Annotated in this window: 14 protein-coding genes; 6 read left to right on the top strand and 8 right to left on the bottom strand. The window is 67.8% G+C overall.

Annotation, left to right across the window (positions count from 1 at the left end; genetic code table 11):
• Positions 1 to 143: 143 nt before the first annotated feature.
• Together ACTIFS_RS13205 and ACTIFS_RS13210 are read left to right on the top strand one after the other, a co-directional pair.
• The gene (locus ACTIFS_RS13205; RefSeq protein ID WP_439574572.1) at positions 144 to 1,961 is read left to right on the top strand and encodes an ABC-F family ATP-binding cassette domain-containing protein; all 1,818 of its coding nucleotides are present in this window, start codon (positions 144 to 146) and stop codon (positions 1,959 to 1,961) included.
• Positions 1,962 to 2,046: 85 nt separating this feature from the next.
• Positions 2,047 to 2,658, top strand: a complete 612-nt coding sequence (locus ACTIFS_RS13210) for a hypothetical protein (protein ID WP_439574573.1) — start codon at positions 2,047 to 2,049, stop codon at positions 2,656 to 2,658.
• On the opposite strand, the gene phoB is transcribed toward ACTIFS_RS13210, so the two are convergent.
• From phoB to ACTIFS_RS13235, 5 genes are all read right to left on the bottom strand, one after another.
• The gene (gene phoB / locus ACTIFS_RS13215) at positions 2,625 to 3,323 is read right to left on the bottom strand and encodes a phosphate regulon transcriptional regulator PhoB (RefSeq protein ID WP_439574574.1); all 699 of its coding nucleotides are present in this window, start codon (positions 3,321 to 3,323) and stop codon (positions 2,625 to 2,627) included. The genes ACTIFS_RS13210 and phoB overlap by 34 nt on opposite strands.
• A 34-nt stretch (positions 3,324 to 3,357) precedes the next feature.
• On the bottom strand, positions 3,358 to 4,065 hold the full coding sequence (phoU, locus tag ACTIFS_RS13220; RefSeq protein ID WP_439574575.1) for a phosphate signaling complex protein PhoU: 708 nt from the start codon (positions 4,063 to 4,065) through the stop codon (positions 3,358 to 3,360).
• A gap of 163 nt (positions 4,066 to 4,228) precedes the next feature.
• The gene (locus tag ACTIFS_RS13225) at positions 4,229 to 5,554 is read right to left on the bottom strand and encodes an ATP-binding protein (protein ID WP_439574576.1); all 1,326 of its coding nucleotides are present in this window, start codon (positions 5,552 to 5,554) and stop codon (positions 4,229 to 4,231) included.
• A 62-nt stretch (positions 5,555 to 5,616) separates the two neighbouring features.
• A complete protein-coding gene (locus ACTIFS_RS13230; RefSeq protein WP_439574577.1) occupies positions 5,617 to 6,390 on the bottom strand; it encodes a TIGR02186 family protein in 774 nt (257 codons plus the stop codon).
• The gene (locus ACTIFS_RS13235) at positions 6,387 to 7,319 is read right to left on the bottom strand and encodes a sulfite exporter TauE/SafE family protein (protein ID WP_439574578.1); all 933 of its coding nucleotides are present in this window, start codon (positions 7,317 to 7,319) and stop codon (positions 6,387 to 6,389) included. Before ACTIFS_RS13235 ends, ACTIFS_RS13230 begins: the two co-directional genes overlap by 4 nt.
• 233 nt (positions 7,320 to 7,552) lie before the next feature.
• Here ACTIFS_RS13235 and ACTIFS_RS13240 point away from each other — a divergent pair, with 233 nt between their 5' ends.
• The 3 genes from ACTIFS_RS13240 to ACTIFS_RS13250 are packed head-to-tail and all read left to right on the top strand — an operon-like array spanning position 7,553 to position 14,265.
• The gene (locus ACTIFS_RS13240; protein ID WP_439574579.1) at positions 7,553 to 10,873 is read left to right on the top strand and encodes a DUF2126 domain-containing protein; all 3,321 of its coding nucleotides are present in this window, start codon (positions 7,553 to 7,555) and stop codon (positions 10,871 to 10,873) included.
• 6 nt (positions 10,874 to 10,879) lie between these two features.
• The gene (locus ACTIFS_RS13245; RefSeq protein ID WP_439574580.1) at positions 10,880 to 13,384 is read left to right on the top strand and encodes a circularly permuted type 2 ATP-grasp protein; all 2,505 of its coding nucleotides are present in this window, start codon (positions 10,880 to 10,882) and stop codon (positions 13,382 to 13,384) included.
• Positions 13,384 to 14,265, top strand: a complete 882-nt coding sequence (locus ACTIFS_RS13250) for a transglutaminase family protein (RefSeq protein WP_439574581.1) — start codon at positions 13,384 to 13,386, stop codon at positions 14,263 to 14,265. Before ACTIFS_RS13245 ends, ACTIFS_RS13250 begins: the two co-directional genes overlap by 1 nt.
• Before the next feature lie 27 nt (positions 14,266 to 14,292).
• Here the strand turns inward: ACTIFS_RS13250 and ACTIFS_RS13255 are convergent, their stop codons facing one another.
• Together ACTIFS_RS13255 and ACTIFS_RS13260 are read right to left on the bottom strand one after the other, a co-directional pair.
• Positions 14,293 to 14,553, bottom strand: a complete 261-nt coding sequence (locus ACTIFS_RS13255; protein WP_439574582.1) for a hypothetical protein — start codon at positions 14,551 to 14,553, stop codon at positions 14,293 to 14,295.
• Positions 14,554 to 14,701: 148 nt separating this feature from the next.
• Entirely contained in the window at positions 14,702 to 15,502 is an 801-nt protein-coding gene (locus tag ACTIFS_RS13260) for a creatininase family protein (RefSeq protein ID WP_439574583.1), read from the bottom strand.
• A 160-nt stretch (positions 15,503 to 15,662) separates the two neighbouring features.
• Between ACTIFS_RS13260 and ACTIFS_RS13265 the strand changes: the two genes are divergently transcribed.
• On the top strand, positions 15,663 to 16,832 hold the full coding sequence (locus ACTIFS_RS13265; RefSeq protein ID WP_439574584.1) for an amidohydrolase/deacetylase family metallohydrolase: 1,170 nt from the start codon (positions 15,663 to 15,665) through the stop codon (positions 16,830 to 16,832).
• Between the two features lie 260 nt (positions 16,833 to 17,092).
• Here ACTIFS_RS13265 and ACTIFS_RS13270 read toward each other — a convergent pair whose 3' ends face one another.
• Positions 17,093 to 17,680, bottom strand: a complete 588-nt coding sequence (locus ACTIFS_RS13270) for an HNH endonuclease (RefSeq protein WP_439574585.1) — start codon at positions 17,678 to 17,680, stop codon at positions 17,093 to 17,095.
• Positions 17,681 to 17,785 lie beyond the last annotated feature (105 nt).

Consider the following 17,785-nt stretch of genomic DNA (forward strand, 5'->3'; position numbering starts at 1 on the left):
GGGGAATCAGCCCGTCAGGCGGGCCATTCTTCTTCGCCGATCGCCGCGCGCCGATCCAGCCACCGGCAACCGGCCGTGACAATTGGCCCCTCATGTCGCAGGCGATGGTTCAATCCGGCGACGCTTTGCTCTAGAGGGTGGCCATGGCCCCTCCCCTGATCCAGCTCCAGTCGATCTCGCTCACCTTCGGCGGCACCCCGCTGCTGGTCGCAGCCGACCTGTCGATCGAGGCCGGCGACCGCCTCGCTTTGGTCGGCCGCAACGGTTCGGGCAAGTCGACCCTTCTGAAGATTGCCGCAGGCCTCGTCGAGCCCGATGGCGGCAGCCGCTTCGCCCAGCCGGGCGCGACCATCCGATACCTGCCGCAGGAACCGGACCTGTCCGGCTTCGACACAACGCTCGCCTATGTCGAGGCCGGCCTCGGGCCGGGCGACGACGCCTATCGGGCCCGCTACCTGCTCGGGGAACTCGGCCTCACCGGCGAGGAGGGCACTGCAGGGCTCTCCGGCGGCGAGGCCAAGCGTGCGGCGCTCGCCCGCGCGCTCGCCCCCGATCCGGACATCCTGATCCTCGACGAGCCGACCAACCATCTCGACCTGCCCGCCATCGAATGGCTGGAGGCAAGGCTCCGGCAGATCGGTTCGGCCGTGGTGATGATCAGCCACGACCGCCGGTTCCTCGAAACGCTGTCGCGCACCACCGTCTGGCTCGACCGCGGCCTGACCCGGCGCCTCGACAGCGGCTTTGCCGATTTCGAGGCCTGGCGCGACGAGACCCTCGAACAGGAGGAAAAGGAGCAGCACAAGCTCGACCGGCAGATCAACCGCGAGGAGCACTGGCTGCGCTACGGCGTCTCGGCGCGGCGCAAGCGCAATGTCCGTCGCCTCGCCGGCCTGCACAGCCTGCGCAAGGACTTCCGCGAGCATCGCCGGGCGGTCGGCAATGTCACGCTGACCGTCTCCGACGCCGAGGTCTCCGGCCGGCGCATCGTCGAGACCCACGGCATCACCAAGGCGCTGGGCGGCCGCACGCTGGTCGACGGGCTTGACCTGCGCATCCTGCGCGGCGACCGGCTCGGCATCATCGGGCCGAACGGTGCCGGCAAGACGACATTGGTCAGGCTGCTGACCGGCACGCTCGAACCCGATGCCGGCACGGTCAAGCTCGGCACCAACCTGGTCATGGCCAGCCTCGACCAGCGGCGCGACGAACTGGACCCGGCAACTCCGCTCGCCGAGGCCCTGACGCGCGGACGGGGCGACTATGTCACCATCAACGGCGAGAACCGCCATGTCATCGGCTACATGAAGGACTTCCTGTTCGCGCCCGAGCAGCGGGGCACGCCGGTCGGCGTCCTGTCGGGCGGCGAGCGCGGCCGGCTGATGCTGGCGCGTGCGCTGGCAAGCCCGGCCAACCTGCTGGTGCTCGACGAGCCGACCAACGACCTGGACCTCGAGACCCTCGACCTGCTGCAGGAAATGCTCGGCGAGTTTCCCGGCACGCTGATCCTCGTCTCCCACGACCGCGACTTCCTCGACCGGGTCTGCACCTCGGTGCTGATGGCCGAGGGCGACGGCCGCTGGACCGAATATGCCGGCGGCTATGCCGACATGGTGGCCCAGCGCGGCGCCGGCATCCGGGCCCGCAAGGCCGAGGCGGCCGCGAGGCCCGCCGCGGCGGCCGCGCCCGCCAGTTCTCCCGCATCCGCCCCGGACACGGCCCGGCGCAAGCTCTCGTTCCGCGAGAAGCACGACCTCGACAGCCTGCCGGCCCGCATGGAAGCGCTCGGCCGCGACATCGCCAGGCTGCAGACGATCCTCGCCGACCCGGCCCTCTATGTCCGCGATTGGGCCGCCTTCGACAAGGCTACCGCCGCCCTCGGCAAGGCACAGGCCGAGCTGTCGGCGGCGGAGGACCGCTGGCTGGAACTGGAAATGCTCAAGGAGAGCCTTGAGGCGTGAGCCCGCGGTGAACCGCGAGCGGCTGCTCCGCGACCCAAGGGCACCGGCTGCAGGCTCTTGCAGTCCCGGGCCGCCCGAGCAACCCATGTCGCAAACGCCTCCCGTCCAGATCATCGACCACAACGGCACCGGCGACTGGTCCGAGGCGGCGATCCTGCGCCGCTATCGGATGCACTGCCGGTCCGTCGGGATCCAACCTCGTCCGCTGGCCGGTCGACGCATGCGGCAGGGCGAGCGTCTGTGGATATCGCCGGTGCTCGACGCGGTGATCGAAGGCGTGCGCCAGCACGACGCCGGCTGTATCGCCATCGGCGTCGAGCTGATCGAGGCAGACGACTTCATGCCGTTCGGCCGCCTGCACAAGTCGCGGATGGCACGCGAATTGCGCCGCGTCGATCTCGACGAGCGGCTGCGGGAGCGGCTGCGTGCCCGCATCGTCGCGATGCTGAAGGCTGGCAACGTGCCGCACGAATTCCGCCACTACGTGCGTCTGCTCAAGTCCATCGGTTTCGAGGATTGCCGCGCAGACATCGCGGGGGCACAGCCGGACAACCGCTACGTCCGGCGCTGGGTCCGCTATCTCCTCGATATTCCGGGCCCGCCATGGCACGAAGCACGAAATCCCGGCTGTCACCCCCCGAACCCGGTCGGGGCACCCGGCCGTCAGGCTGCCGGGAAACGCTCGTTGAAGGCATAGCCCGAGCCGCGCACCGTGCGGATCGGGTCGATCTCCCGGCCGCGCCGCACCGCCTTGCGAAGGCGGCCGATGTGAACGTCGACGGTGCGCTCATCGATATAGACGTCTCGGCCCCAGACGCCGTCGAGCAGCTGCTCGCGGGTATAGACACGGCCCGGCGACTGCATGAGGAATTCCAGCAGCCGGAACTCGGTCGGCCCGAGATTGATCTCGCGGCCGGCGCGATGAACCCGCCGCGTCTCGCGGTCGAGCTCGATATCGCCCGACTTCAGGAGGCTCGACAGGTGCTCGGGCTTGGCCCGCCGCAGCAGCGCCCGCACCCGCGCCAGAAGTTCGGGAACGGAGAAGGGCTTGACCACGTAGTCGTCGGCGCCGGTGGCCAGGCCGCGCACGCGCTCGCCCTCCTCGCCGCGCGCGGTCAGCATGATCACCGGCAGGCGCTCGGTTTCCGGCCGCAGCCGCAGCCGCCGGCACAGCTCGATGCCGGACAGGCCCGGTAGCATCCAGTCGAGCAGGAGCAGGTCCGGCACCGCCTCGCGCAGGCGCACCTCGGCCTCGTCGCCGCGGCCCACCGTCTCGACATTGTAGCCCTCGGCCTCGAGATTGTAGCGCAGGAGGACGCCGATCGGCTCCTCGTCCTCAACGACCATGATGCGTGCCGTCATGGAACTGTCCTGGTCCCTTGCGATCCGGTCCCCGTCAGGTGCCGGCCGTGATGATGCTGGTGGTGTCGAGCTTCGGCCGCTCGTCGGAGAGCGCCACGCCCTTGACCATGTAGTGGACGGTCTCGGCGATGTTGGTCGCGTGATCGCCGATCCGCTCCAGGTTCTTGGCGCAGAACAGGAGATGGGTGCAGGCGCCGATATTGCGCGGATCCTCGAGCATGTAGGTCAGAAGCTCGCGGAACAGCGAATTGTAGAGGGCGTCGATGTCGCCATCCGCCTTCCACACGTCCATGGCCGCCGCCACATCGCGCTGGGCATAGGCGTCGAGCACTTCCTTGACCCGCTCCAGCGCCAGTTTGGACATGGCCTCGAAGCCACCCGTCACCTTCGGCGCCGGCAGCGTCCCGTTGATCACGATGACCCGCTTGGCGATGTTCTTGGCAAGATCGGCGATCCGCTCCAGGTCCGACGCGATGCGCAGCGCGCCGACGATCTCCCGCAGGTCGATGGCCATGGGCTGGCGCTTGGCGATGACCAGAACGCCGGTCTCCTCGATGTCGCGCTGCATGGCATCGATGGCCGGGTCCGCCTCGCGGACGGTCTGGGCCAGTTCGTTGTCACCGCGCACAAGGGCGTCGATCGCGCCGACGATCTGTTTCTCGGTCAGACCGCCCATTTCGGCGACCCGCTGCGCCAGGCTCTTCAGTTCGTTCTCGAAAGCGCTGACGATGTGCTCGGTCATGCCAATCTCCTCAATGGGGCGGACGGACTTGCTCCATAGCCCCACGACGCGACGGTTCTATGCCCGTGAGGTGACACATCAATGACGTCAATTATGCTGCCAGTTCAAGCGCTTGTTGCACTTGCGACGGAACCGCGCCGCAACGGGCGGCGCACGATCGCCCTCAGGCCCGCCCGCTTTCCGCAGGTCCCGCCGGCGGGGTGACGGCTTCGGCGTATTCGAGCCGGACGGTGAACACCGCCCCCTCGCCGGGGCGGCTGTCGATGGACAGGCGCCCGCGGTGCCGGTTGAGGATGTGCTTGACCAGCGCCAGGCCGAGCCCCGTGCCGCCCTTGTCCCGGCTGGACGCGACATCGACCCGGTAGAAACGTTCGGTCAGCCGCGGCAGATGGTCCGCCGGGATGCCGGCGCCGAAGTCGCGGATGGCCACGACAGCCTCGTCGCGGCGGCCCTCGCGCGCCTCTCGCGACAGGGTGATCTCCACCCGCCTGCCCTCGGCGCCGTATTTGATGGCATTCTGGACCAGGTTCTCGAACAGGCGGATCAGTTCGTCGTGGTCGCCGGTCACCGGCAGGGCGGGCTCTGCCGCCGTGACCTGGACGCTGACCTCCTGCGCCTGCGCGAAGGGGCCGAGCGTGTCGCGGACATGGCCGATGAGCGTCACCAGATCGACCCGGCCGGAGGGGCGGACATGCTCGTTGAGTTCCACGCGCGACAGCGACAGGAGGTCGTCGATCAGCCGCGCCATGCGCTGGGCCTGCGACAGCATGATCGCGAGGAACCGCTCGGTGGCGGCCGGGTCGTTGCGGGCAGGTCCCTGGATGGTCTCGATGAAGCCGACGACGGAGGCCAGCGGCGTGCGCAGTTCGTGGCTGGCATTGGCGACGAAATCGGCGCGCAGCCGCTCCAGGCGCTTCTCCTCCGACAGGTCGCGCAGGGTGATGAGCACGAAATCCGGCTCGCCGCCGTCCCGCGCCTGCGCGGTGATGGCCAGCGGCGCCGCCACCGCCCGGAACCACCGACTGACCGGCACGCGCTCCTCGTAGTCGACCTCCTGGGCCGTTCCGGCCGCCACCGCCCGCCGCACCGCCTCGACGAGCCCCGGCTCGCGCATGGCCAGCGTCAGCGGCTCGCCGCGCCTGAGGCCCGATGCCACGGCAAGCGCTGCGGCGTTGAAGCTCCTCACCCCCAGGCGGGCATCGGTGAGGATGGCCGGCTCGGGAAGCGCGCCGATCAGCCCCTCGATGGTCAGGTCGGTGCGCCGCGGCCCCTGCCGCTCGACGGGCGGGGCCTCTCCGGCGCCCGCCCGGCCGGCCGGCACCCGCATGGCAAAGCCTGCGGCGACAAGCGCAAGTCCCGCCCCGGCCGCATAGGGCCAGGCGAGCCGGCCCCAGACCATCAGCACCATCGCCAGCAGGCTGCCGGCGGCATAGAGGAACCAGCGTCCCCGCCAGCCATGGTGCCAGGCCTGCCCCAAACTCTCCGGCATTGCCGCTGTCCTGCTCATCCGCCTGCCGTGTCATCCGGCCGCGACGGCTTTGTGACGGTCTGTCAGTCCCGCCGGAAGATGATACTGGCCGCCCAGCCGGTGAACAGCGCCAGCGCCGCGGCCGCCATGCCGTAGAGCAGGCCGTAATCGCGCGCGGAATTGGCCACGAAGGCCTCGAAGCCGGTCTTGGTGACCTCGAAATTGGTGCTGTCGCGGGCGAGGATCACGCCGCCCGACAACAGGTAGATATCCACGTCGAAAGTGCCGACCGGCGTGTTCGGCACCACGGGGATGTTGGCGCGGAACAGCATGGGCGTCAGGAAGGTGACGCCGGTCGGGTTCTCCCGGTAGAGGCCGCGCGCCTGGTTGATGCGCAGGAAGGCGTCGCGGAAGGCCGGCGTCGCGGAGGGATTGGTGCCGATGCGCGGCGTCTCCACACGCACGCCCTGAACGCCTATCTGCTGGCGACGGCGCAGGTCGAGATCGGCCATCACCTCGGCCGGCCGGTTCGACACCAGTGCATAATAGCTCGGCACCTCGATGAACTCGCGGGCATCGGTGTTCATCCAGATGCCGAACAGGCGGTTCTTCTGGCGGGTCACCACCATGGCCCTGGGGCCGCGCACGACCACCGCGATGTCGTAGGTGCCCGTTCGCGAGATGGTCTGCGCGTCGCGCTCGATGGCCCCGAACAGGACGATCTGGGCACCGACGAAGTTGGAGGTGATCTCAAGTCGGTGCGTGGACAGCGAGATGATCATCGTCTCGGCGCGCGCCGCGACGGTGCCGAGGCCCAGGAGGACGAGAAGGGCGAAAAGGACGAGACGGGCGGTCATGTCCGGGTCGCCCATTCGACGATGGTGTTCGAGAAGGGATCCTCCGGCCGGACGACCAGATCGATCAGGAAGCGCACGCCGACCGACAGCACCACGATGCCGAGCAGCAGCCGCAATTCCTCGCCCTTCAGGGCGAGCGAGGTGCGCGCGCCGAACTGGGCGCCGATCACCCCGCCGATCATCAGCAGCAGCGCCAGCACCACGTCCACCGAGGCATTGGATATGGCGTGGAAGATGACCGTCATCAGCATGGTGATCAGCGTCTGCAGGCTGGACGTGCCGATCACCACCGAGGTCGAGACACGCAGCATGTAGATCAGCGCCGGCACCAGCAGGAAGCCGCCGCCGATGCCCATCATGGCGCCGAGAAAGCCGATGCCGAGGCCGATGGCGATCACCGGGATGACCGAGATGGAGATACGCGAGCGGGGGAAGTCCACCACGAAGGGCAGGCCCGATGCGATGCGCCGGCTGCGCGTCGGCGGCAGCTTGGGCGGCTCGTCGGACCGGTTGCGCATGATCGCGCGGCTGCTCTCGGCGACCATCAGCAGGCCGATACCGCCGAGCAGGCTGACATAGGAGATGGCGATGAACAGATCGAGCTGTCCGACACGCCGGAGCAGCGCGAAGGCCGCGACGCCAAGCGCCGAGCCCACCACCGAGCCGACAAGAAGCACGGAGACGAGCTTCGGATCGACCGCCTTCCTGCGCCAGTAGCTGATCGTGCCGGAGAAGGACGAGGCGGCGATCTGGCCCGACACCGAGGCGACCGCAACCGACGGGGGGATGCCGATGAAGATGAGGAGGGGCGTGAGCAGAAAGCCGCCACCGACCCCGAACATGCCCGAAATGAAGCCGATCGCCAGCCCCATGCCCAGAATGAGGAGCATGTTGACGGGTAGTTCTGCGATCGGAAGATAAAGCTGCACGTCGCTCCCCGGTCAGGGTCGTGCAACCATCGAAGGCGGGAAATCGCTCGCAATGTCAAGGCCTTTGGACGCAACTCACCTCCCTCCCGGCCCGCTCCCGGCCGGCCGTGGCGCGACGGGCACACCACCGGGTCCGGCGCGATGTTTGCTTTGCCTCGCACGGGCGCGATCGCAGCCTTTGACTCAAGGGATGCCGACCGCTTACCCGTAGGTTCCCCTAGCCCGCAGGTCCCATGGCCATTCTCGCGAAACTGCACCACGTCACCCGCTATCTGTATGACCGGCCGGTGTCGCTCGGGCCCCAGGTGATCCGCCTGCGGCCGGCCCCGCACAGCCGCACGGCCGTGCAGAGCTATTCGCTGAAAGTGGTTCCCGAGACCCATTTCGTGAACTGGCAGCAGGACCCGCACGGCAACTGGCTGGCCCGTTTCGTCTTCCCCGAAAAGACCACCGAGTTCTCGATCACGGTCGACCTGCTCGCCGACATGGCGGTGATCAATCCGTTCGATTTCTTCATCGAGGCCTATGCCGAGACCTTCCCCTTCACCTATGCGCCGGCGCTGGCCGAGGAGCTTGCTCCCTATCTGCATGCCGAACCGGCCGGGCCCGCCTTCGAGGCCTATCTCGCCGCCATTCCGCGCGCGCCGATGCAGACGATCAATTTCCTCGTCGCGATCAACCAGCAGCTCCAGAACGACATCCGCTACGTCATCCGCATGGAGCCGGGGGTCCAGACCCCCGACGAAACGCTGGAGCGGGCCTCCGGCTCGTGCCGCGACTCGGCCTGGCTCATGGTCCAGCTTGCCCGCCGGCTCGGCCTCGCCGCCCGCTTCGTGTCCGGCTACCTGATCCAGCTGAAGCCCGATCTCAAGGCCCTCGACGGGCCGGCCGGAACCGACAAGGACTTCACCGACCTGCATGCCTGGACCGAGGTCTATATCCCCGGCGCCGGCTGGGTCGGCCTCGACCCGACCTCCGGCCTGCTCTGCGGCGAGGGCCATATCCCGCTGGCCGCGACCCCGCATTTCCGCTCGGCGGCGCCGATCTCGGGAAATGTCGATCCGGCCGAGGTCTCGTTCGCCTTCGACATGCGCGTCGACCGCGTCGACGAGCGCCCGCGTGTCACGGCCCCCTTCTCGGACGCGGCCTGGGAGAAGCTCGACGCGCTCGGCGACCGGATCGACGCCGACCTGACCGCCCAGGACGTGCGCCTGACCATGGGCGGCGAGCCGACCTTCGTCTCGGTCGACGACTACGAGGGCGCCGAGTGGAACACCGACGCCGTCGGGCCGATGAAGCGCGACCGGGCGGACGAACTCATCCGCCGGCTGCGCGACCGCTTCGCGCCGGGCGGCTTCCTGCATTACGGCCAGGGCAAGTGGTATCCGGGCGAGAGCCTGCCGCGCTGGACCTTCGCCCTCTACTGGCGGCGTGACGGCCGGCCGATCTGGCAGGACGAGCGCCTGATCGCCCGCGAGACCGCGGTCGAGCCGGCAACCGTCGATGCCGCGGGCGCCCTTGCCGCCGGCATTGCCTCCCGGCTCGGGCTGGAGCCGGAAGCCGCGGTTCCGGCCTACGAGGACCCCGCGCACTGGGTGCTCAAGGAGGCCGAACTGCCGGAGAATGTCGATGCGCTCGATTCCCGGCTGGAGGACGCCGAGGCGCGCGCCCGCATCGCCCGGGTGTTCGGCCGCGGCCTGACCCACCCTTCCGGCTATGTCCTGCCGATCCAGCGCTGGAACGCCGAGCCGGCCAAGCGCAACTGGATGACGGAGAAGTGGAAGCTCCGGCGCGAGAAGCTGTTCCTCGTGCCCGGCGACAGCCCGGTCGGCTACCGCCTGCCGCTGGCAGCGCTCCCCTGGGTGCCGCCCGCCGCCTATCCCTATGTCGTCGACGCCGACCCGACCGCGGTGCCCGACACCCTGCCCGAGCCGCAGGAGATCGAAAGCCGCGTCACGCAGCGCATCTCGGGCGAGCGCGAGCGCGAGGCCGAGCGCGGCGAGCAGGTGGAGCAGATCCTGACCGACGACAATTCGGTGCGGACGGCGCTGGCGGTGGAGCCGCGCGACGGCCGGCTCTGCGTCTTCATGCCGCCGACCGAGCGGCTGGAGGACTATCTGGAGCTCATCGCCGCGACCGAGTCGACGGCGAAGGAACTCGGGCTGCCCGTCCATGTCGAGGGCTATCCGCCCCCCACCGACCCGCGCCTCAACGTCATCAAGGTGACGCCCGATCCCGGCGTGATCGAGGTGAACGTCCATCCGGCTGCCTCCTGGCGCGAATGCGTCGCCATCACCCAGGGCCTCTATGAGGAGGCCCGGCTTGCCCGGCTCGGCACCGAGAAGTTCATGCTCGACGGCCGCCACACCGGAACCGGCGGCGGCAACCATGTCGTGGTCGGCGGGGCACGGCCGCTGGACAGCCCGTTCCTGCGCCGGCCGGACCTGCTGAAGAGTCTGGTGCTCTACTGGCAGCGCCACCCCTCGCTGTCCTACCTGTTCTCCGGCATGTTCATCGGCCCGACCAGCCAGGCCCCGCGCGTCGACGAGGCGCGCCATGACGGGCTCTACGAGCTGGAGATCGCCATGGCGATGGTGCCGAAGCCGGGCGAGGGCGACCCGCCGCGGCCCTGGCTGGTGGACCGGCTGTTCCGCAACCTGCTGGTCGATTCCACCGGCAACACCCACCGCACCGAACTGTGCATCGACAAGCTGTTCTCGCCGGACGGGCCGTCCGGCCGGCTGGGTCTCGTCGAGTTCCGCGGCTTCGAGATGCCGCCCGACCCGCGCATGAGCCTTGCCCAGCAATTGCTGATTCGCGCCCTCATCGCCTGGTTCTGGCGCGAGCCGCAGGATGGCCCGCTGGTCCGCTGGGGCACGGCCCTGCACGACCGCTTCATGCTGCCGCATTTCGTCCGGGAGGACTTCCTTGGCGTCCTGGCCGACCTGTCGCGCGCCGGCTATGCCTTCGATCCCGCCTGGTTCGAGGCGCAGTACGAGTTCCGCTTCCCGCTGGCCGGGCTGGTCGATCATGCCGGCGTGCGCATGGAACTGCGTCAGGCCCTCGAGCCCTGGCATGTCATGGGCGAGGAGGGCGCCATCGGCGGCACCGTCCGCTATGTCGATTCCTCCGTCGAGCGCATCGAGGTGAAGCTCACCGGCCTTCAGCCGGAGCGCCACGTCGTCACCTGCAACGGCCGCCCCGTGCCGCTGATCGCCACCGGGCGCACGGGCGAATTTGTCGGCGGCGTGCGCTTCAAGGCCTGGCAGCCGCCCTCCGGTCTGCATCCGACCATCAAGGTCCACGCGCCGCTGACCTTCGACCTCGTCGACAGCTGGGGCCGGCGCTCGATGGGCGGCTGCGTCTATCACGTCGCCCATCCCGGCGGCCGCAACTACGACACCTTTCCGGTCAATTCCTACGAGGCCGAGGCGCGCCGCCGTGCGCGCTTCCAGGATCACGGCCATACGCCCGGCCTTGTCGATCCCCCTCCTGCGGAACGCACCGGGGAATTCCCCGCCACCCTCGACTTGCGCCGGCCGCCGGTCCATTGAGATGTCATGAGCCTGAGGGGTCAACGCGCCACCGAGAGCCGTGCCGAGCGCGTCCTGGCGATGCTGGCGCGCTACCGGCCGCTCGCCGGCGTCTATGACGAGCTGGTCGGCGCCGATGGTGAGCCGCGCGAACACTGGAAGCCGGTGCTGGCGGCGCTCGCCGATCTCGGCCCGCGCGAACTCGACCGGCGCTTCGGCACGGCGGACCAGTATCTGCGCGATTCCGGTGTGTTCTACCGGGTCTATGACGATCCGAACGGGGCGGAGCGGACCTGGCCGCTGTCCCATGTGCCGCTGGTCATCGACCCTGGCGAGTGGCGGGCCCTGACCGAAGGACTGATGGAGCGGGCGGGCCTGCTGGAACTCGTCCTGAAGGACCTGTTCGGCGAGGCGAGCCTCGTCCATGACGGCCTGCTGCCGGCCGCAGCCTTTGCCGGCTCGCCCGACTTCCTGCGCCCCATGGTGGGGGTCGAGCCGCGCGGCGGCTCGCACCTCCTCTACTATGCCGTCGATGTCGGTCGCGGCCCGGACGGCCGCTGGTGGGTGCTCGGCGACCGGGCGCAGGCGCCATCCGGCGCCGGTTACGCGCTGGAAAACCGCCTCGCCATGGCGCGCGCCCTCCCCGAGATCTACCGCACCCTGCCGGTGGAGCGGCTGGCCGGCTTCTTTCAGGACATGCGCTCGCAATTCTCGGGGCTGGCGGCCACCACCGATTCGCGCGTTGCCGTGCTGACGCCCGGCCCGCTCAACGAGACCTATTTCGAACATGCCTTCCTCGCCCGCTATCTCGGCTTCCTGCTGACCGAAGGCGCCGACCTGACCGTGCGCGACGACACGCTCTACCTGCGCACCGTGTCCGGTCTGAAGAAGCTGGAAATGGTCTGGCGCCGGCTGGACGCCGACTTCGCCGACCCGCTGGAACTCAATCCGCGCTCGCATCTGGGCGTCGCCGGCCTTGCCCATGCCGTGCGCTCCGGCACGGTGACGCTCGCGAATGCGCTCGGCTCCGGCGTCATCGAATCGCGCTCGCTGCTGGCCTTCCTGCCGACCATCGCCCGCGCCCGCCTCGGCCGGGACCTGGCCATCCCGCATATCGCCACATGGTGGTGCGGCCAGCCGCTGGAGCGCGGCGCGGTGATTGCCGATCTGGAATCCTTCGTCATCGCACCGGCCTTCGCGCCGGCCCTGCCCGGCGTGCTGGACGACGGCCCGGTTCTGGCCAGCGACCTCGATCCCGAGCAGCGCATCCGCCTTGCCGGCGAGATGCGGCTGCGCGGGTCGGATTTCGTCGCCCAGGAGGTGGTCAAGCTGTCGACCACGCCGGTCTGGGTCGACGGCTATCTGGAGCCGCGCCCGTTCATCCTGCGCCTGTTCCTCGCCCGTGCCGGCGACGGCTGGACCGTGATGCCCGGCGGCTTCTGCCGCATCGGCGACCGGATCGACGCCCGCGCCGTCACCATGCAGCGCGACGGCAGCTCCGCCGATGTCTGCGTGCTCGGCGAGGGCGAGATTGCCCAGACGACGCTGCTGCCGACCCCGGACCGGGTGGCGGTGCGCCGGGCCACCGCCTCGCTGCCGAGCCGGGCCGCCGACAACCTCTACTGGCTGGCGCGCTACATGGAGCGGGCCGAGGCGACGCTGCGCCTGGTGCGCGTGCTCGGCGACCAGGTCGGCGCCGGCGAATCGACGACCACCGGCGCCGTGAAGGGCATTGTCGACCTGCTGAAGGTCTGGAATGCCGTGCCCGACGATGCCGTCATCGCCGACCCGCTGGCCGTCATCGCCATGGTCGTCAACGGCCGCACTGCCGGCAGCATCCTCTCGCTCGCCCGTTCAGCGCTCGGCTGTGCCTCGGTGATCCGCGACCGCTTCTCGCCCGATGCCTGGAAGACCATCACCGATCTCGTCTCGCTGGCCGAGCGCGACAGCCGGCGCACCGAGACCGGCACGCTCGATGCGGTCGAGGCGGGCCTGCGCCTGTCCGCGGCCTTTTCCGGTCTTGCCCAGGAGAACATGAACCAGCTGATCGGCTGGCGCTTCCTGGAGATCGGCCGGCGCATCGAGCGGGCCCTGGCGACCTGCCGCTTCACCCGCCGCTTCGCCGCGGAAAAGGGCGGCACGTCGGGCCTCGACGTGCTGCTCGGCCTCGCCGACAGCCAGATCACCTATCGCCGGCGCTATGTCATGATCGCCGCGCGCGCGCCGGTGCTCGATCTCGTCATCCTCGACCCGAACAACCCGCGCTCGGTCGCCTTCCAGGCCGAGCGGATCATCCAGCATCTGAAGCATCTGCCCGACCACACCGCCGACGGCCGGCTCAACAAGGCCGAGAAGCTGGTGGCCAGGGTCATCGTCGCGCTTCAGACGACCGATGCGGAGGCCATGGAGGACCGCCAGATCCTGGCCGTCGAGCGCGACCTGATGGACCTGTCCGACGTCGTCTCGGAGCAGTATTTCACCCACCGGGACGGCACGCGCGCCCTGCTGCCGACCGCCATCGAGCTGCCCTGATGATCTACGATCTGCGTCAGGTGTCCGACTATCGCTACGCCCGCCCGGTGGTCTTCGCCCAGCATGTGCTGCGCCTCGTTCCGGTCGACCGGCCGGGGCAGAAGGTGATCGCCACCGAGATCAGCATCACGCCCGAGCCGACCCAGCGCCGCGACGATCTCGACTTCTTCGGCAATCACCGCATCTTCGTGAACTTCGACGCGCCGCATAAGGCGGTGCGCATATCCATGCGGGCCCGCGTCGGGGTCAGCGGCCGCCAGCGCCCCCTGCCCGGCATGGACCCGCCCTGGGAGCGCGTGCGCGAGACCGCCTTCGCGGCCGCGGACCTGTCCCCCGCCTCGCCGGTCCATGCGCTGTTTCCCTCCAGCCGCGTGCCGCGCGATCCCGCGATCCGCGCCTATGCCAGCGCCTCCTTCCCGCCCGGCCGGCCGATCCTCGAGGCCGCCTTCGACCTCGCCAGGCGCATGCAGGCCGATTTCGCCTATGACGACAAGGCCACCGACACGAACACACCGGCCAGCCAGGCCTTCGCCATGCGACGCGGGGTCTGCCAGGACTTCACCCACATCATGATCGCCGGCCTGCGTGGCCTCGGCCTGCCGGCGGCCTATGTCTCCGGCTTCCTGCGCACCAATCCGCCACCGGGCCAGCCGCGCCTCGAGGGCGCCGATGCCACCCATGCCTGGGTGCAGGTCTGGTGCGGGCGCGAGCTTGGCTGGTGGGGCCTCGATCCCACCAACGGCCTGATCGTCGACGAGGACCATATCGCCCTGGCGATCGGCCGGGATTATGTGGATGTCGCCCCGAATGGCGGCGTGCTGATCGCTGCCGGCGATCACGAGATTTCGGTCGCGGTGGACGTGAAGCCGGTGGCCGGCTGATCCTTTGCCCGCGGACGGCGGCCGCCTCTATCTCCGCGACAGGCGCCATCCGGCAGCCAGCGCGGCCAGCGCCGGAACACCGAACACAAGCAGCAGGATGGGCGTCTCGACGGCGACGGAATAGCCCGCACGGGTGACGCCCACCCACATATTGACCAGCGAAGCCAGCAGCCAGAGCGGCAGAACGATCTTCGGGATCATCCAGCCGTCGGCGCCGGCCCGTCTCACGACGATGGCGGTCGCCGCCAGCAGCAGCAGTCCGGCACTGATCACCATCACCGTGTGCATGCGTTGTCTCCGGTTCGAGGGCGGCGGGTCTGTGCGGGGGCGGATGGGCGAAACGAAGCGCCGGACGCACGTTCCGAACATATCCATTTCATAGCAGACCATCGTCACGATGGTCAAGGCTTATTTTCCTTCAATCGGACCTAAAGCCTCACGCCTTCGGCCGATACAGCCGGCCGATGTCGAACCGCGCCATGTCGTCCAGCAGCTTCACGAACTCCCGCGCCTGGAATTCCGCGGTCAGCCGGCCCTTCTCAGGCGTCGCCAGCGAGGCGTCGCCCGCCGTGCCGTCGGGATGGATGTCCTGGGCCATCCAGCCGAAGGCATGGTTCACGGTGGGGCGCAGATAGGCGAATTCCTTCTCCATCGACACCATGACCGGCTCGAACAGCCGCGCCTCGGCCATGTCCACGAGGTCGGGCCGGAAGTGCAGCATCAGCGAGGTCTCGACATCGCCGCCGTGGATCCCGTGCTTGATGTCGAGGTCGCCATAGAGGCCCGGCGGGCGGCCGAAGGCGGTCCAGCTCGTCACCACCGCCAGCTGGCCGAAGCGGACGCGCAGCTCGCGGGCCACCACCCGCATCGGGTCGAGATTGCCGCCATGCGAGGTCATCAGCACGATCTTGTCGATGCCGGCGCGCTTCACGCTCTCGCCGATCTCGATCCAGCCGCGCAGCACCGTCTCGGCCGACAGCGTCAGCGTCCCCTTCGAATGCAGGTGCTCGTTGGACTTGGCCACCGCCTCGATCGGCAGGAACAGGGCTGTCACCCCCTCGCCCACCAGGGGAAAGGCGGTCGCGATCATGCCCTGCATGATCGAGGTGTCGGTCGAGACCGGCAGATGCGGCCCGTGCTGCTCGATGGCTGCCAGCGGCAGCACGGCAACGGTGGTCGCCGGGTCGAGGCGGTCGAAATCGGTGGTCTTCAGGTCGCCCCAGTGGCGCGCCGGCATGGGAGGTCTCCGCAAAGTTCATGGTCGGGACGGTTGGCAAGCCGGCTCCGGGCGCGCAATCTTGCCCCCCGCTGCAGGGGCCCGGCAACGGCCCGATCCATGTCCTTTTCGCATGGGCCCGTCCCTGCTGCCCGTGCCATCGACCCAAGTGGAGCCCTTGATGACCTTTGACCTGATCCTGCGCGGCGGCCGGGTGATCGACCCCTCGCAGAAACTCGACGGCGTCCGCGATGTCGCCTTTTCCGGCGGCAAGGTGGCGGCGGTCGGCAAGGAGCTGAAGGCGGCGCCCGGCACCGAGATCCGCGACGTTTCCGGCTATATCGTCACGCCGGGCCTCATCGACCTGCACACTCATGTCTACTGGGGCGGCACCTCGCTCGGCATCGACGCCGAGGAGTTCTGCCGCACCTCCGGCGTGACCACCGCCGTCGACACCGGCTCGGCCGGCCCCGGCAACTGGATGGGCTTCCGCAAGCACGTCATCGAGAAGAGCCAGGTGCGCATCCTCGCCTATCTCCATGTCAGCCATGCCGGCATCTACGGCTTCGACAAACGCGTCATGGTCGGCGAGAGCCGCGAGATCGCCCATCTCAACCCGATCGACTGCGTGGCGGTAGCCGACGCCAACCGCGACCTGATCGTCGGCATCAAGGTGCGTGTCGGCCTGCACGCCTCCGGCATGAACGGCGAGGCGGCCCTCGACATGGCGCTGCAGGTGGCCAACGAGGTCGGCATGCCGCTGATGGCCCATATCGACCATCCGCCGCCGAGCTACGAGCATGTGATCGGCCGCCTGCGCCCCGGCGATGTGCTGACCCACGCCTTCCGCCCCTTCCCCAACGCCCCCTGCACGGCGCAGGGCGCGGTCAAGCCGGAGGTCGTCGCCGCCCGCAAGAAGGGCGTTATCTTCGACATCGGCCACGGCAAGGGCTCGTTCTCGTTCAAGACCACCCGCAACATGCTGGCAAGCGGCTTCGAGCCGGACGTCATCTCCTCCGACGTGCATACGCTGTGCATCGAGGGCCCGGCCTTCGACCAGGTGACGACGCTGTCGAAGTTCCTCTGCCTCGGCATGCCGCTCGACCGGGTGATCGCGGCCTCCACCGTCAACGCGGCCATGGCGCTGAAGCGTCCGGAACTTGGCAGTCTCAAGCCCGGTTCGGCTGGCGATGCCACGATCCTGTCGATCAGGGAAGGCAAGTTCGACTATGTCGACGTGGTCGGCGAGCACCTGATCGGCGACAAAAAGATCGTTGCCGAGGGCACGGTGGTCTCTGGCGCCTGGTGGCACCCGAAGCGCTCGAAGCGGTTCGCGAAATCGGTGGCGTGACAGCGGGCGCCGAGCACCCCAAAAACACCGAAGCCCGGCTGTTGAGCCGGGCCGGGCTGATCAACGTTCAGGTATTGGACCAATTCGCGACGGCCACGATCAAGCCGAACTGCGCGGAAAATCTGTGTGAGGTCAATACAAGAGAGCGTATCCTCTCAATAACAGAGTATAAATCAAATAATATAGGCCTTGATAGCACAATTTCACTATGCCATTCTAGTAAAAAGCGCAACAACAAAAAATTTTTGGTCAAAAATCGTTTATAAACACAAATATGATCCGCTGAATTTTTCTCTATGCCTCCGAAAAAGAGATAGATCAGGTACGAATTTTGAGGGACGACGAATTTTCGAACTGCCTATTGACCGAAGTTTTTCGCAGTCATTTTCAGACAGTCTGCTCGAAACCAAGACCTCCCAATCATCACCAATGACAACCAAGCCATTCTCAAACGCTCTGTCAAAAATACTTGAAAGACATATTCCATTTGTTGGATCGATCCTGCGATCCGCATTGACCGCCCAAGGGTCGATATGGCTTGCAACAAGAAGATGTTCATTCGTTATCGATGATATGGCGCACATATTATCGTATGATGCGAGTATTATCTTACGAAATGCAGATTGTCCTCGCCGAGACTTAGACAATGATTCAACATCTAAACCTACTGCTTGATCATTGAATACATATCGATCTTTCTCAACATCGGAAAAACCTCCTTCACGGTCGTCATCAAATTTCAGAGTGCTGAAAAAATCGTCCCAAGCAATTCGATCCAATTTGCTTGCGTTCGCCATACCCTTCTGCTCAAGGGTTGGATCAAGACTCGCAAAGTTCACCATCTTCATCGCGACGGCACTACTCGATCTACCAATACGGTCAGCAAGTGCAATTATGTCCGGATTCCGTGAGTGCATCTTTCCGAACGGCGTGAAAGCATACAGCTCAAGAAC

It is taken from the genome of Phreatobacter sp. (genome assembly GCF_051860605.1).
GTDB lineage: Bacteria > Pseudomonadota > Alphaproteobacteria > Rhizobiales > Phreatobacteraceae > Phreatobacter.